We start from the raw sequence: 14,498 nt of genomic DNA on the forward strand, positions 1-14,498 counted from the left end.
TTTATTAACGGGGTGGGTTATTTGTGCACTTCCCTTACATACGCTCTTTTTTTAATCTGGCATCAACACTTGTTCTAGATGGCATTGATGATGCACCTTTTTTTTCAACGGCCAATGATGCATAAGCAATAGAAAACTTAATTGCTTCATCCATATTTTTACCTTCTATTAATTTTGCAGCTAAAGCACCTGTAAATGCATCACCAGCACCACTTGTATCAACGACAGATGCATTCATCGCTTTGTAATATTTCATCGTGCTACCATTGAAATAAAGAGCACCACTGTCACCAAGTGTCATTACTATTTCTTTAACACCTAAGTTGTGTATTGCTTTTATGGCTTCCTGTGCTGAAATAACGCTATCAATTTTAATGTTTGATATTAGTTCTGCTTCTGTTCCATTTGGTATTAATAAATCAATAGATGGCAAATGTGAGACAATTTGATCTGAATAGGGCGCTGGGTTAAGAATGACATAACATCCCGATTTTTTTGCTATTTCAATCGCAAACTTGGTCGCTTCTATATTATTTTCTAATTGAGTAAGAAAAACACTTGCCGATTGTAGATTATTAATATCTGAAAGAATTTCAGCTTTAGTGATTGTTGCATTAGCCCCTAGATCAATAACAATGCTATTGTTACCAGTAGCGTTCTCAACCATAACTAATGCATTTCCTGTTTTTGCATTGGCATCCTTAATTAATGTATATGAACTTATTTTTGTAGTACCGAAATATTTCTCTGCAGTAGCACCAAATGAATCGTCGCCTACTTTAACAAAAAAATGTACATGATCATTTAATTCAGCAGCCGCAACCGCTTGATTTGCACCTTTCCCTCCAGGGAAAAAGTTTGTCGAAATTGCTTTGATTGTCTCTCCAACAAAAGGAAATCTTTCAACTTCTGTGACAACATCTAAATTGAAAGATCCTAAAATATATAATGAGCATTTATTTGCAGTTTTTTTATCTCTACTTTGTTCTTCGCAATCAATTTGAAGCATTCTGGTTTCATCAATAGTTCTATTTATTATTGGTTCTAATTCAATTTTTTGTAATCTCACTCCACCATGAAATTTAGTTGCTATACCTAATAACTGTAATTCATCTATGTATCTTCTTACGGTTCTTTCCGATACATGAAGTAGAGCACTGAGTTCTTTTACGTAGATAGAATTATCTTTCACTAATTTTTTTCTGATAAATGCAATACTACTCTTTTTTTTCATATCACCCCTCATTTGTTAAAAAATGTTTTACCATTTGTTAAGATGATAGAGATTAATTAAGTTTATTCTGCATGAGTAGTCACGTTTTTTGCTCGTAATTGGACAATTATCTGTCCGTTTAGATAAATTTTAAGGAGAATATTTGGATAACGCAGTTTGCTTATGTTAAATGGACGGGTTAGTTAAAATCGTCCATTTAACGTCAAAGTGGTTAGCGAAACCATATCAGACCCGAATATTTATTGTTGGATGCCGTTCTATTAAAACGAATTTATTTGGTAGTCAGATAAAGATGATTTTTATTGATGATGCTAATGATAATTGTTAGCATTAACTCTCTATTATGGAGAGTATACTATGAAAAATAAATATCACCTGTTAGCAATATCCCTTTCTGCATTACTTCCTTTTACCGCATTGGCTACAACATATCCAGTTACAATTACCGATACAGATGGGCAAAAAATAACGTTAAAACATGAACCTAAACGTATTGTATTACAAGATGGTAGAGATATTTTAACGCTGGCTTTGCTTGATAGAAATAACCCGTTTGAAAGAGTTGTAGCATGGAATAATAATCTAAAAAAATCGGATCCACAGACAGTTTCTTTATTAGAACAGAAATGGAAATCTAATATAAATGCGATCCCTGATATGGGATTTAATGACAAAGGTGAAGTTAATGCAGAGCGAGTTATTGCACAACAACCTGATGTTCTGATCGCTCAATTAAGAGCCAAACCCGCATTAGAAGGATCGGGCGTTGTCAGCATTTTAAAAGAGGCCAATATTCCTATTATTTATGTTGATACTTTTTTAGATCCAGTCAAAAACACGAAAGAAAGTGTTGAGCTTCTTGGTATTATTTTAAATAAAGAAAGTGAAGCTAAAGAATATACAGACTTTTATCAACAGCACTTAGATAGTATTAAAAATAAAACTCAAGAAATTAAAAATAAACCAAGTGTATTTGTAGAAGCAAAGGCTGGAGCTAACGGTGATGGGTGCTGTTTTACACATAATAATGCAGGGTGGGGGGGGTTGATCCAAGCTGTTGGTGGGGACAATATAGGCAGTCATTTCTTACCAGGCGCTTCGGGTGTTATTTCTTTAGAGCAGGTTATTAGCACTAAACCTGATGTATATATTGTAACGGGATCTCGCTGGATCAATAAGAATAATATTGCTGCACCATTTGGCTATGGGGTATCTAATAAAGAGACTCAGGAAGGTTTCAAACGATTGAAGAGCAGAGTTGGATTTAATCAGATCGCAGCAGTTGAAAATGAGCGATTATATGGTATATACCACAATTTCTATAATCATCCATATAACATCGTTGGTTTAGAATATTTAGCAACCTTCATTTACCCTGAACAATTTGCAGAATTAAAGCCAGAAAACACCTATAAAGAGATAATAGAAAAATATACCACATTACCTAATGCTCAATTTCTTTGGGCAGCAAAAGCAGATAAATAAAAATTTTAATTATAGCCCTTGTTTTTAAGGGCTTTCTATATTCATTTACACTTTGGCTAATCAGAGTATCTGACTTAATAAAGTTAAAATAAGGCTGATCACTATAATAATGAGCAATACACCTAGAATCGTTCTTATTAAAAGGCAAGAAAGTGTTGTGGGTGGCGCTTTAGGAAAAAGTGCAGAGAAACACCAATAGGCTAATATAGTGGTCAAAAAAATTGCAAAAAGTATAGAACTAATAAAAAAGATCATTTATTGATACTCTTCTTGTGTCAATAATAAATAACCGTTCGGTTATCGCTTTATTTTTGAACATCTACGATATTTATCGTTCTATACAGTTTTATTAATATTTTCCAATACGCATTAAAGCATCTTCAACATCTTCATCATGATCAATTGTAAAAGCAATAAAATCCTCAGTTTTTGGGATTTTTTTGTAAGTCTCTGTTTGCTTAAACAGGGTTAGACATTCTGAAAATATGTAAATAATTTTTGTTAAAACGTGAGAGTAAGAGCCGTCTTCATAAGACGTATGATAAAGTTGTTCTAAGTATGTTTCATCGATAGGATAAATAGTACTAAAGCATTGGTATTCCCAATCACCTGTATTGTATTTTAAGCTTTTTATCTCTTCATTTGAATGATAAATGTAACTATCTGATTGATTTTGATAGTGTTTTAATGTTTTTTGAAAATATTCTTCAGTGTTAAAGCAAAGATTTACTTCTCCATATGCGGCATTTAAATCGAACGCAAAGGCGTAAAAGACTTCGCCACTTTTTTCTGTTAAAAATTTCTCTGTTTCTGTTATTGCAAAAGAGACAATATCATTTTTTATATTTTTAATTATTTCATCATTTAATATCATCATTGAATCATAATCCAGTTAGATACAGCGACAATCATAATAATTGCTCTGCATGAAGATAATTAGAATAGTATATTAATATTATAACTTAATGATATAAAATAATGAGTTCCTACTTTTGATTAGTGATAAAACACCTAATGATAGTTCAAAAGGTGTTTTTGTGTAATTATTGACGTGCAATTACCCGTTTTTCTTTACGATTAAACCAATTTTCACGTAATTTATCGTAACTAAGATTAAATGCATAGGTATAGAAAAGGAAAAAGGCAAAGAAGCCAACTTCTAATAAGAATGCATTCCACAGTGACATATTTAATAAAAATGCCAATATTGGTAACCCAATGATCACAAAACTTAATTCAAAGCCAATGGCGTGCATGACTCGTATTTTCGTTGGCCTTAGGCCTTTGATTAAAGGCCAATAGCGGTCAAAAATCATGTTATAAAATAAGTTCAATAACATAGCTAATGTTGATAAAACAATAGCAACAGTTCCCATTTGAAAAATTGAGCGACCCAAAACCCATGCACTAAGTGGCGCTGTTATTGCGATGGCTATCACTTCAAATGAAACAGCGTGAAAAACGCGCTCAGTAAATGTTTTTTGATATTGGCTCATATCCCACCTCAAATTAATTATTTAGCAAAAAACGAGTGCAATTATTGGTGATATTTTGTATATATACAAAATAAGAGCCATCGAAAAAACCGATACCATAATGAACTACTCTATAGAAACTTTGCGTACATTCATTGAAGCAGCTTCGTTAAAATCATTTTCTGCAGCAGCACGAAAATTAAATAAAAGCCAATCTACGGTCAGTAGTACGATCGCCGGATTCGAAGATGACATGGGATTTGAACTATTTGAGCGTAAAGGGCGAGAGTCAACACTGACTTTTGCAGGACAAAAAGTGTTAAGCTTGGTTGAAGATATATTATCGGCTGATGAACGATTACAGGCATTAAGAATAGAACTATCGCCTGAAATGGAGCCTCGTTTAAGTTGTGTATTCTCTGATATGTATCAACCACCTTATTCAGAGCAACTTTTGAAAATTCTAGATAAAGAATTCCCACATCTTGAATTTGAGTTTCTTGTTGCAGAGAATGATGATGTGATTAATATGCTACAAAATAATCAGGCGCATATTGGTATGATGGAATCACGAGTAGAATATCCTGCTGATATTGCTTTCGCTCGTTTGCCTGTAAGTGGTAAGTTGGGACTATATGCACATAAAACGCACCCACTTGTAAGAGAAAAGAAAATCAACTATCAACATTTAACAATGCATCGTCAATTAAAACTAAGCAGTAGTGCCCAATTTACCATTAATAGTGAGAAAAACTGGCTAGCACCTAACTATTTATTATTACTTGAAATGGCAGAGCAAGAAATGGGATGGGCAATATTACCCACATGGTTAGTTGAGCAATTTGGACATGATTTGTTAGTCAGCCTCGATTATGACCAATTTCCCAAGAAAATAGACATTGATTTAGTGTGGTCAAGAAGCAAGCCACCAGGAAAAGCAGGGTATTGGATGATAGATAGGCTATTAAAAAATGATCTTCAATTTACTCTCTAAGTATTAATCAATCACCTTCATTATCAATAGATATAGTAAAGGTGATATATTCCTTTCACTACGCCAGATCACCAACCACAAACATTGGTTTCTTCATCCATATCATAACCACGTACAATATTGATAAGATCTTTCACCATTAAACTGGACATATCAGCATCTAATAAATCAGCTAAAAAGCTATTTTTATCAACAGAAACACCGTTATTTTTGTTTGTTAATACTAAGGTAAGTTCTTGTGAGTCAATATTTACCTTATTTTTTAGCTCATTAACTAGAAGTAAAACTTCTTTATTAGCAATTTCTGGAATATATAAAATTTTAGGATTTAGAAATATTTTTTGAGATTTTTCTTGGCCATTGGCATTAATTAATTCTAATAAATAGCCTTTATTTTCATTTTCCATATTATTATTAACCTTCGGCAAGTATTTTAGGATCGACATAAAAATCGACATTAAAAACAGTATCTTCAGTTCGAGCTTCTATCTTGTGCCATGTCTCTGGTGGAAATACACCAAACTCACCGGCATGGATCACTAACGTTTCTGTAGGCTCTGGGCTAAATTCATCTGTATATGCGTAATAAACAATTACTCCTTGCATCACAGATAGCTTTGGGTAAACCCCTTGGCGAGTTCCTTTATCTAAATGTCTTTCCCAAATAGATTTAGGCGCAGTGTCTTTAGTCCAAAGTGGCGTTGATCGCACATGAATATAGTGAGTGGGAATTATAATTCGTTCCATTTTACCTCTCTAAAAATGAGTGTCTCATTTTTTATTTTCTTATTATTTAAGAAGAAAATTTATCGTTAATAATGCAATAAACTATTGTGCTGTTGAATAAAATCTACCTCTTTCAATAAGGTATTTCAAATGCAATTTTAAAGAAAAAAATAATAATATAGTGCTAGATTAACTAATATCATGTTTTCTTTGATTAAATTATTTTTTAAAAATTAAATTATTTTTTAATTGCGGTCGTTTTTTAGGCGTTTGGTTGGTGTTACTATAGAGTTTTTACTCATCAACATAATTTGTTTGTTCTATAATTAACCAAGTCTAGGGTATTAATATTTAATTCATTATTTAACATAATTGAGATGTCACTATGGAATTAAAGGATTACTACACCATAATGGGTGTCAAACCCACTGATGATACTAAAACGATTAAAACAGCTTATCGCCGTTTAGCGAAAAAATATCATCCCGATGTAAGTAAAGAGCCAAATGCTGAAGAGCGTTTTAAAGAAATTGCTCAAGCCTGGGAAATATTAGGCGATGAACAACGAAGAGCTGAGTATGATGAGCTTTGGGCTCATCGTAACGATCCTAAGTTTAAGCAATTTACACAACAACATTCGAATACAAAAAATCAACAAAGCTTTAGCCAAGAAGATTTTGATGATTTTTATGCTTCATTTTTTGGTCAACACTCTCCATTTGAAGGTCGTCGAACTCAACAAGCACCTAAACAGCGTGGACATGATTTAGAGATAGAATTAGCCGTTTTTCTAGAAGAATCGCAGGAAGAACATAAGCGTACGATTAGTTATCACTTACCTGTTTATAATGTTTTTGGAATTTTGGAAAAAGAGATCCCTAAAACTTTGAATGTTAAAATTCCAGCCGGAGTTATTGATGGGCAACGTATTCGTTTAAAAGGTCAAGGAACACTAGGTGAAAATGGTGGAGAGAATGGTGATTTATGGCTAACAATTCGTATTGCGCCTCATCCTCTATTTGATATTAAGGGTCATGATTTAGAAATAGTTGTTCCAGTTGCACCTTGGGAAGCTGCATTAGGTGCAAAAATTCCTATACCTACAATAAAAGAAAAAATCTTGTTAACTATTCCGGCGGGAAGTCAGGCAGGACAAAAACTACGTATTAAAGGAAAAGGGTTAGTTAGTAAACAGGCTAGCGGTGATTTATATGCAATTTTAAAAATTGTTATGCCACCTAAATCCGATGAAAAGACACGCGAATTATGGCAACAAATTGCAGATAGTCAGACCGATTATAATCCACGTAAAGACTGGGAGAATAAATAATGGGTCACTTAACAACAACCGTATTTACTGTTACTGAGTTTTGTCATCATACTGGAATATCAAATGATGAACTCAAAGAATTTGTCGCTCTTGGCGTTATTGAGCCGTTAGAAATTGAAACTCAAGAGTGGTTTTTCGATGATAATGCTATCGTGGTGACACATCGTGCATTAAAACTTCATAAAGAGCTCGCATTAGATTGGCACGGCATCGCTATAGCACTGACTTTATTAGATGAAAATGAACAGCTAAAACAAGAGAATAAGCAATTACGTCAGCAGTTAATGCGATTTATAAATGAATAATCATTAATCAAATAGCTACTAAAAGAGTAAACACTTTAGTGGCTATTTTTTTGTTTAAATTTTATTTTTACTTATTTTTTAATTCCTTATTGATTGATTATAAACGTTATTTCTTATTATTCCTTTTGATTTCTACGATTAGACAATTTTCTTTAAAACTAAGAAAAATGGTACCTAGATCATATCCATAAAATAACCCATGAATTATGATTCTCATAACAAAATACTTATCTTATTGTCTTTATTTTTTATAATAGGTTTATTTTTGTAAGGGAAAAATAATGAAATCTATCCAAATCAATAAATTAATAGAATGGCGTAGAATGTTTCACCAGTTTCCAGAAATTGGCTGGACTGAATTTGTGACGACAGGCACGATAATCAGCGTATTGCGAGAGATGAATATTGATGTCAAAGCGGGACCTCATATTATTTGCCGAGAAAGTATTTTAGGTCGAGATGAAAAATTAGTTAGAGAGGCCATAAAAATAGCCGAAGAAAAAGGGATCAGTACTGAGTTATTGGCTGAAATGGATGGTTTAACAGGGTGTATGGCTATTATTGATACAGAAATTCCTGGCCCGACATTTACGTTTCGTTTCGATATTGATTGTGTTTATGTTCAAGAGTCAAATGACGATACTCATCTGCCTAATAAACAAGGATTTGCTTCGTGCCGTTCTGGATTAATGCATGCTTGTGGTCATGATGGGCACACTGCAATAGGGCTTGGTCTTGCTCATTGGTTAAAACAAAACATTCGCGCTTTACGTGGGAAATATAAATTGATATTCCAACCCGCAGAAGAAGGAGTGAGAGGTGCAAGAGCAATAAGCGACAGTGGAGTATTAGATGATACTGATTATTTTATGGGGATGCATATTGGATGTAATTTGAAAAAAGGTGAAATCGCACTCGATCCTTTTGATTTTCTTTGTACCACTAAATTAGATATTTTTTTAAAAGGAAGATCTACCAATGCTATTGATGAACCAGAAAAAGGAAATAATGCATTAGCAGGAGCATGCTTCTTAGCTAATGAGATATTAGCAATACCAAGGCATGGCAAAGGTATGACGAGAGTAAATATTGGAACCTTAATTGCAGGTGAAAATCGTAGCCTTATTCCTAGCTCTGCGAAAATGCAACTAGAAGTTCGTGGGCAAAATGCTGAAATAACACAATACTTATTTAATAGTATAAAAAAATCTGTTGATGGTATTGCAACTACTTACCAATTAGAAACAAAAATAGATATTACGGGCGAAGCGACAAATTTCAGAAATGATCGAGAAATGATAGATATCATGCAAGGCGTTGTTGATACGCATCCAAATTTATTAAATATCGTATTACCTTTAGGAGGAAGTGAGGATGTCTCATTAATGGTAAGAAGGGTACAAGAGAAAAAAGGAAAAGCGATATTCTTCTTAGTAGGCGCAGATCAGAGTGATGGACATCATAAAGAAAAATTTGATATCGATGAAGAGGCGCTTTCCATCGGGTTAACACTTTTTACTGAAGGTATTCTCTCTCTTCTTGAGATGCATAAATAAGAGAAAGGTCTCTTCTATTTGTCGATATTGTATAGAATGAGACCTTAATAATTATTTAATTGGGATCGAAAATAAAGATGCATCAGGTTGATGTTCTTTAATAAATTCAATATAAAGTTGTGCTTCATGTTCTGTTTTTTTCGATGTAAAAAAACAAATATTACTCATAATCGTCGGTGTAAATTCTCTATAAACAATATCTTCTGTTTCAATAGTAGGAAATGAATTAATTAAACTGATCCCTAAGCCATTTTTTACAAATGTCATAGCTGTATCTTGATCAGAAACTTCAGCAATAATGTTAGGCTTAGATTTTGATTTATTGAGTGCTCGATCAATAACTGTGCGCCCAATATTACTTTTAACTAAAGCAATAAAAGACTGTTCATGTAAGTCATCGGGTGTGATGGTATTTTTTGTAGATAATTCATGTGTTTTAGGGATTGCACAAATAATTCGAGTTTCTCTTATCGGAGTTTGAGTCAAATTATAATTGCTATTAATGGTCATATTATCAGTAATGACAATATCCGCTTGCTCTTTTGCTATTAAAGAAAGTAGCTGCTCACTTCTAGATATTTCTAAATGGACATTAATTTGATATTTTTTGATAAACAGAGCAGTGGCTTGATTGATAAAACCATAGGCTAATGTCGGTGGAACTAGAATTCGCAGACTTCGTTTTTTTTCTTGATGGTGAAAATGGCTCAATCGACTGAAAGATTCAGCGATATTGGCGATTTCTTCATAAAGCAATAAGGCATCAGAGTTTGGGATTAGTTTATTATTTTCACGAGTGAATAACTTTTTACCACAACGTTTTTCGATCTGGTTTAATGTCTGGCTTACTGCTGGTTGAGAAATACCCAGCTGTTCTGCTGCATTAGTAACACTTCCCTGATCGATAACGGTTTGTATAATTTCAAGGTCACGTAAAGTTGCCCATCCTCCTGACCAAGAAGTTCTTTTTATATTAATTGCCATTGTATTTTTTTGTTTTAGTCAGTTTATCTTATGTACGATTATACCGTTAATGAATTGATTGTTAAACAATAGTTATGAAAGAAAAGTTAATTTCTTTATTAACACAAATTATCATCAGAGTTAATGTGTTGTCATTAAATTTAATAATAAAGAGCTTTGTTATAAATAAGCGTTAGTTAAATTACATCTCTAAAAAAATAATAACAAATATTTTGTTTTTATTTTTATTTTAATAGATCTTTTTATAAATCTTATTGATATTAATATGATGTGTTTAATTAATTTTTTATTTCAAAATATAATAATCATTGAGATGTAAATCACGGAAACCTACACATTTTCATTGTTAATATTTCGCATAAAATTAGCTATCTAGTTTTTTATTTTGATTCTAAAAAGATACTTAATTGATATATAAATTATAAATAACAAGCAAATGGGGGAGTTTTATGTTTTTATTCAAAAAAGGTATTATTGCTTTATCCGTTAATATTGCATTAGTTTCTTCTGCTTTAGCCTGTACAACGTTGTTAGCGGGAAGCGAAGCGACAAATGATGGTTCGTTGATTATTGCTCGTAGCGCAGATAGCGATGCATTAAAAGCACAACATTTTGTTATTCATCCGGCTAAAACGAATCAAATGGGTATTTACAGCACCAAAGAGCATAATGGTGCTAATAATTTCACTTATCCATTACCTAAGAATTCATTACGTTATACCACTGTACCGAATTGGAAAACACAACTCCATGGTGCAACAGGATTTAATGAACTGGGTGTGGGGGTTAGTGGTACAGAATCTATTTTTGCTTCACCTAAAGCGCTCTCTTTTGATCCCTATGTTGAAGAGACTGGAATAACTGAAGATGATATTCCAGATGTCTTACTTTCAAGAGCAAAAACAGCTCGTGAAGCGGTGGAATTATTAGGAAGTATTATTGAAAAACAAGGTGCAGGTGAGGGATTTGGTGTTGCTGTTGTTGATAAAAATGAGCTTTGGTATTTAGAAACAGGAACAGGGCATCATTGGATTGCACAAAAATTACCTAAAGATAAGTACTTTGCGACAGGAAACCAAGGCCGATTACAACACTACGATATTAACAGTGATGATGTTTTAGGCTCTAAAAATCTAGTGGAATTTGCTGTTGAGAAAGGGCTATATAATCCTGAAAAAGAAGGGGCGTTTAATTTCTCAAAAGCTTACACACGAGATGATGAACGAGATCGTACTTATAATGATCCGCGTGTGTGGGTTATTCAGCAACAATTTAATCCATCATTAAAACAAGCTGTGGATGATGGTCGTAATTTCGCGCCTTTATTAACACCAGAAAAAAAAGTATCTGTTGAAGAAGCTAAAGCGATGTTACGTAATCACTTTGAAGGAACAGAGCACGACCCATATACTAATGGATTAAATGGTGAAGAATCTTGGCGTCCAATCAGTGTATTCAGAACTTATGAAGCGCATGTTATGCAAGTTCGCCCTGAGCTTCCTCAGGAAATAGGTGAAGTGACCTATGTTGGTTTAGGCATGGCGGATTTAACTGCATTTGTTCCGTATTACAGTGGGTTGAAAGCTTATCCGCAACATTATGGAATAGGAAACAATCAAGCGGATAGTGATTCTATTTACTGGAAATATCGTAAGTTACAAACATTAGTAATGACAGATTATCCAAAACTCGCACCAATAGTGAAAAAAGCTTATCAAGAGTGGGAAGCAAAAACTGCATTAGAGCAAAAAGAAATGGAAGCTAAATATCTCACTATGGTGGAAACAGATAAAACTGGCGCAGATAAAATGCTTAATGAATTTAATCTACGAGTCATGGCTGATGCTGAAAGATTAACTGAAAGTTTAATGAATGAATTGTTTACAATAAGAACAAAAGATATCCAAGACGATATTTTCTTTGCTAACAAGTCTAAAAAAGACTGATAGAGAAATATCGTTCTAAATACAGATTAAATAAAAGATCCCGATTTGGGATCTTTTCAATAATAAACGATTAAATGACAGGAATGTAATAGCTAATTTCTTTCAAATAAGGTCCACTTTTATCAAGTAGTTTATCGTAACTCACTGACTCTTTTAGTGTATATCGTTCAATATCAGGGCCAGGCCTACGTAATAAATTCATTTTTGGTAAAACTTTGGTATACACAGTATAAATAATGTCATCATAACCTGTTATTGAGTCTAAAATTTCATCAATGAAAAAAGTAATTTTCAAGTAATTACCACTAGGTAATTCTAATTGTGACATTGCTGAGGTATTAGATATTGTTGATAGCTTTTTCTTATCAACAGCAGTGCTATAAATATACATTGTGTCATCTAATGTACTTGCAGATGCTCTGTGCATTGCATATAACTCGGTCGGTATAGTATTTACATCTTTCAGGAATTTAAGCCAAAATTCTCTTCTGAACCTTTTTTTGTCTGAATTCCACGTTGAAATAGGTTTGTTATAATGGTGTGACATGCCAACTAATTTTAGAGGCGGAAAGGTAACGACTTCATATTTAGCTTTTAGCTCAACAGTTTCTAGTGCTGGGAAAATAAGTTCGCTAATATCCCAACCAGGTTTTTTTCTATACTCGGAAGGGGTGATATTAAATTGTTTTTTGAATGCGCGACAAAATGTTTGTTGAGAGTCAAATCGGTATTTCAATGAAATATCTAGCAGACTGCAGCGTGTTATACGTAAGGCATAAGCACCACAAGATAAACGGCGGGCGAGTATGTATTTTCCTAAAGATATTCCTGTATATGCTTTAAATAAGCGCTGAAAATGCCATTTTGTATAGCCAGATTTTTCAGCAACGATATCTAATGATAAACGTGAATCAAGATTTTGCTCGATCCATACAATGATATCTTTGACGACATTCTCTTGAAGCATGAATATTCCTATTATTTTTTTCTATCGATATTTTTCAACAAGATCGACTTAATTTATTGAACTACAATAAATTTATAGGTGTTAGGATAATAGCATATCGTATAGCGATAGTTGCATTGAATAAAGTAAAATAGGCGGGAAGTAATGTAAAGTTATGTATTTTAATTTATTTGAATTAAAATTAACATTAATTCAAAAATTGTATTTTAACTCAATCATCAATGATTGATTATTTTTTATTAAAATTAATCTTAAATTAAAATATTCATATATTTTTTAATTTTAATAAATGCGGAGATATCCTATTTTATCTTTAAAAGATAAAGTCTAGTCTAAATTTATTAGTAAAACCTTACTTGGTTATTTTAGGAGATGTAAATGAATAAGTTACTTTCTATTTCTGCTATTGCTTTAGTTTCTTCATTAATAACAGCTCCTGCTTTGGCAGCTAAAACGGATACTTATAACTGTGAAGGCCAAAAAATCAGAGTTTCTTTCCCCAATGAACAGCTAGCTGTTATGTATTACAGCGATGAAATTATTGTTTTAAAAGAAGCTGTTGCGGCCAGTGGTGCTCGTTATGTTGGTGAAAACTTCCAAATTTGGGGTAAAGGAAAAAATGAATTTAATTTAGCAACCATTTCAGAAGATGATGCAGTTAATGGGCGAGTTGCTGAAGATAAAGGTCGTACCTGCAAATTAGTAAAATAACGTAGAAACCAGTTATAAATAAAAAAGGACAATTTATTGTCCTTTTTTATTAAGAAAAAGATTAAGTAAATATAATAGTTAAAAATAAAAAACAATAAGTATAGAAAAATGATAACGCATTTTTTATCACACAAATAAGTTGGTTATAAAAAAACAAATCAGTTATAAAGATAGTCTTATTGTGATTGCTAAATGGTTTTTTTATGATTATTGAATATGCATCCAAACATACTTGTCACTTATCCAAAATAGAGAAAGAAATACTATATTCCTTGTTAATAGAAAGTTTTGGTGATGGTTTTTCATTAGATGACTTTCAACATGCATTAGGTGGTATGCATGTTTTTGCTTATTATCAAGAAAAAATGGTAGGACATGTTGCTATTGTTCAAAGAAATATGGCGATTGATAATAACCCCATATCGGTAGGATATGTTGAGGCAATGGCTGTTTTAAAGGACTATCGCCGACAGGGAATAGGTAAAGAATTAATGACTCAAACAAATGATATTATCAAGTCTTGTTATCAACTTGGACTACTCTCTGCTTCTGAGAAAGGTGTGCAGTTATATTCTCTGTTAGGATGGCATAAATGGGAAGGTAAGCTCTTTGAATTAAACCAGGGTGTTTACAAACAAACAGAGGGTGATGATGAAGGAATTATGGCATTGAGTACCATAAATGAAATTGATTTAACTTCATCGTTATATTGTGATTATCGTAGTGGCGATCAATGGTAGAGCCCTTACTTATTACAGCTAATTTGATTATACTCATAGAGAGTA

At 32.8% G+C, this 14,498-nt stretch carries 15 protein-coding genes; 8 read left to right on the forward strand and 7 right to left on the reverse strand.

Annotated elements, in window-relative coordinates; all coding sequences use genetic code 11:
• Positions 1 to 34: 34 nt before the first annotated feature.
• Positions 35 to 1,234: a ribokinase gene (locus GTH25_RS06420; RefSeq protein ID WP_159363928.1), complete on the reverse strand. Its 1,200-nt coding sequence runs from the start codon at positions 1,232 to 1,234 to the stop codon at positions 35 to 37.
• 357 nt (positions 1,235 to 1,591) lie between these two features.
• Here GTH25_RS06420 and GTH25_RS06425 point away from each other — a divergent pair, with 357 nt between their 5' ends.
• On the forward strand, positions 1,592 to 2,719 hold the full coding sequence (locus GTH25_RS06425) for an ABC transporter substrate-binding protein (RefSeq protein ID WP_099659750.1): 1,128 nt from the start codon (positions 1,592 to 1,594) through the stop codon (positions 2,717 to 2,719).
• 349 nt (positions 2,720 to 3,068) lie between these two features.
• Here GTH25_RS06425 and GTH25_RS06430 read toward each other — a convergent pair whose 3' ends face one another.
• Together GTH25_RS06430 and GTH25_RS06435 are read right to left on the reverse strand one after the other, a co-directional pair.
• Entirely contained in the window at positions 3,069 to 3,596 is a 528-nt protein-coding gene (locus tag GTH25_RS06430) for a DUF4303 domain-containing protein (protein ID WP_083629102.1), read from the reverse strand.
• Between the two features lie 166 nt (positions 3,597 to 3,762).
• Positions 3,763 to 4,215 carry a multidrug/biocide efflux PACE transporter gene (locus tag GTH25_RS06435; RefSeq protein WP_075673152.1) on the reverse strand — a complete coding sequence of 151 codons (453 nt, stop codon included), beginning with the start codon at positions 4,213 to 4,215 and terminating at the stop codon, positions 3,763 to 3,765.
• A 100-nt stretch (positions 4,216 to 4,315) separates the two neighbouring features.
• Here GTH25_RS06435 and GTH25_RS06440 point away from each other — a divergent pair, with 100 nt between their 5' ends.
• Positions 4,316 to 5,188, forward strand: a complete 873-nt coding sequence (locus tag GTH25_RS06440; protein WP_075673153.1) for a LysR family transcriptional regulator — start codon at positions 4,316 to 4,318, stop codon at positions 5,186 to 5,188.
• A 68-nt stretch (positions 5,189 to 5,256) separates the two neighbouring features.
• Here the strand turns inward: GTH25_RS06440 and GTH25_RS06445 are convergent, their stop codons facing one another.
• Positions 5,257 to 5,595: a DUF1869 domain-containing protein gene (locus GTH25_RS06445; RefSeq protein WP_075673154.1), complete on the reverse strand. Its 339-nt coding sequence runs from the start codon at positions 5,593 to 5,595 to the stop codon at positions 5,257 to 5,259.
• Between the two features lie 7 nt (positions 5,596 to 5,602).
• Positions 5,603 to 5,935 carry a TehB family protein gene (locus tag GTH25_RS06450; RefSeq protein WP_075673155.1) on the reverse strand — a complete coding sequence of 111 codons (333 nt, stop codon included), beginning with the start codon at positions 5,933 to 5,935 and terminating at the stop codon, positions 5,603 to 5,605.
• 364 nt (positions 5,936 to 6,299) lie between these two features.
• On the opposite strand from GTH25_RS06450, the gene cbpA reads away from it, so the two are divergent.
• The 3 genes from cbpA (at position 6,300) to GTH25_RS06465 (ending at position 9,105) form a co-directional block, all read left to right on the forward strand.
• Positions 6,300 to 7,244: a curved DNA-binding protein gene (gene cbpA, locus GTH25_RS06455; RefSeq protein ID WP_075673156.1), complete on the forward strand. Its 945-nt coding sequence runs from the start codon at positions 6,300 to 6,302 to the stop codon at positions 7,242 to 7,244.
• Positions 7,244 to 7,549, forward strand: coding sequence for a chaperone modulator CbpM (cbpM, locus tag GTH25_RS06460; protein ID WP_075673157.1), 306 nt, complete (start codon positions 7,244 to 7,246; stop codon positions 7,547 to 7,549). The genes cbpA and cbpM overlap by 1 nt, the downstream gene beginning before the upstream one ends.
• A gap of 281 nt (positions 7,550 to 7,830) precedes the next feature.
• Positions 7,831 to 9,105: an amidohydrolase gene (locus GTH25_RS06465; protein WP_075673158.1), complete on the forward strand. Its 1,275-nt coding sequence runs from the start codon at positions 7,831 to 7,833 to the stop codon at positions 9,103 to 9,105.
• A 51-nt stretch (positions 9,106 to 9,156) separates the two neighbouring features.
• Here GTH25_RS06465 and GTH25_RS06470 read toward each other — a convergent pair whose 3' ends face one another.
• A complete protein-coding gene (locus GTH25_RS06470; RefSeq protein ID WP_075673159.1) occupies positions 9,157 to 10,089 on the reverse strand; it encodes a LysR family transcriptional regulator in 933 nt (310 codons plus the stop codon).
• A 449-nt stretch (positions 10,090 to 10,538) separates the two neighbouring features.
• On the opposite strand from GTH25_RS06470, the gene GTH25_RS06475 reads away from it, so the two are divergent.
• Positions 10,539 to 12,035: a C69 family dipeptidase gene (locus GTH25_RS06475; RefSeq protein WP_075674308.1), complete on the forward strand. Its 1,497-nt coding sequence runs from the start codon at positions 10,539 to 10,541 to the stop codon at positions 12,033 to 12,035.
• A 70-nt stretch (positions 12,036 to 12,105) separates the two neighbouring features.
• Here GTH25_RS06475 and GTH25_RS06480 read toward each other — a convergent pair whose 3' ends face one another.
• Entirely contained in the window at positions 12,106 to 13,002 is an 897-nt protein-coding gene (locus GTH25_RS06480; protein WP_075674309.1) for an AraC family transcriptional regulator, read from the reverse strand.
• Between the two features lie 378 nt (positions 13,003 to 13,380).
• On the opposite strand from GTH25_RS06480, the gene GTH25_RS06485 reads away from it, so the two are divergent.
• Complete coding sequence (locus GTH25_RS06485) at positions 13,381 to 13,713, forward strand: MliC family protein (RefSeq protein WP_075674310.1); 333 nt, start codon at positions 13,381 to 13,383, stop codon at positions 13,711 to 13,713.
• A 203-nt stretch (positions 13,714 to 13,916) separates the two neighbouring features.
• The gene (locus GTH25_RS06490; RefSeq protein WP_075674311.1) at positions 13,917 to 14,453 is read left to right on the forward strand and encodes a GNAT family N-acetyltransferase; all 537 of its coding nucleotides are present in this window, start codon (positions 13,917 to 13,919) and stop codon (positions 14,451 to 14,453) included.
• Positions 14,454 to 14,498 lie beyond the last annotated feature (45 nt).

It is taken from the genome of Proteus terrae subsp. cibarius, assembly GCF_011045835.1.
GTDB classification, from domain to species: Bacteria; Pseudomonadota; Gammaproteobacteria; order Enterobacterales; family Enterobacteriaceae; genus Proteus; species Proteus cibarius.

Coding starts and splice junctions, on each gene's coding strand:
- GTH25_RS06420 (WP_159363928.1), bottom strand. CDS start 1,234: ATGAAAAAAAAGAGTAGTATTGCATTTATCAGAAAAAAATTAGTGAAA.
- GTH25_RS06425 (WP_099659750.1), top strand. CDS start 1,592: ATGAAAAATAAATATCACCTGTTAGCAATATCCCTTTCTGCATTACTT.
- GTH25_RS06430 (WP_083629102.1), bottom strand. CDS start 3,596: ATGATGATATTAAATGATGAAATAATTAAAAATATAAAAAATGATATT.
- GTH25_RS06435 (WP_075673152.1), bottom strand. CDS start 4,215: ATGAGCCAATATCAAAAAACATTTACTGAGCGCGTTTTTCACGCTGTT.
- GTH25_RS06440 (WP_075673153.1), top strand. CDS start 4,316: ATGAACTACTCTATAGAAACTTTGCGTACATTCATTGAAGCAGCTTCG.
- GTH25_RS06445 (WP_075673154.1), bottom strand. CDS start 5,595: ATGGAAAATGAAAATAAAGGCTATTTATTAGAATTAATTAATGCCAAT.
- GTH25_RS06450 (WP_075673155.1), bottom strand. CDS start 5,935: ATGGAACGAATTATAATTCCCACTCACTATATTCATGTGCGATCAACG.
- cbpA (WP_075673156.1), top strand. CDS start 6,300: ATGGAATTAAAGGATTACTACACCATAATGGGTGTCAAACCCACTGAT.
- cbpM (WP_075673157.1), top strand. CDS start 7,244: ATGGGTCACTTAACAACAACCGTATTTACTGTTACTGAGTTTTGTCAT.
- GTH25_RS06465 (WP_075673158.1), top strand. CDS start 7,831: ATGAAATCTATCCAAATCAATAAATTAATAGAATGGCGTAGAATGTTT.
- GTH25_RS06470 (WP_075673159.1), bottom strand. CDS start 10,089: ATGGCAATTAATATAAAAAGAACTTCTTGGTCAGGAGGATGGGCAACT.
- GTH25_RS06475 (WP_075674308.1), top strand. CDS start 10,539: ATGTTTTTATTCAAAAAAGGTATTATTGCTTTATCCGTTAATATTGCA.
- GTH25_RS06480 (WP_075674309.1), bottom strand. CDS start 13,002: ATGCTTCAAGAGAATGTCGTCAAAGATATCATTGTATGGATCGAGCAA.
- GTH25_RS06485 (WP_075674310.1), top strand. CDS start 13,381: ATGAATAAGTTACTTTCTATTTCTGCTATTGCTTTAGTTTCTTCATTA.
- GTH25_RS06490 (WP_075674311.1), top strand. CDS start 13,917: ATGATTATTGAATATGCATCCAAACATACTTGTCACTTATCCAAAATA.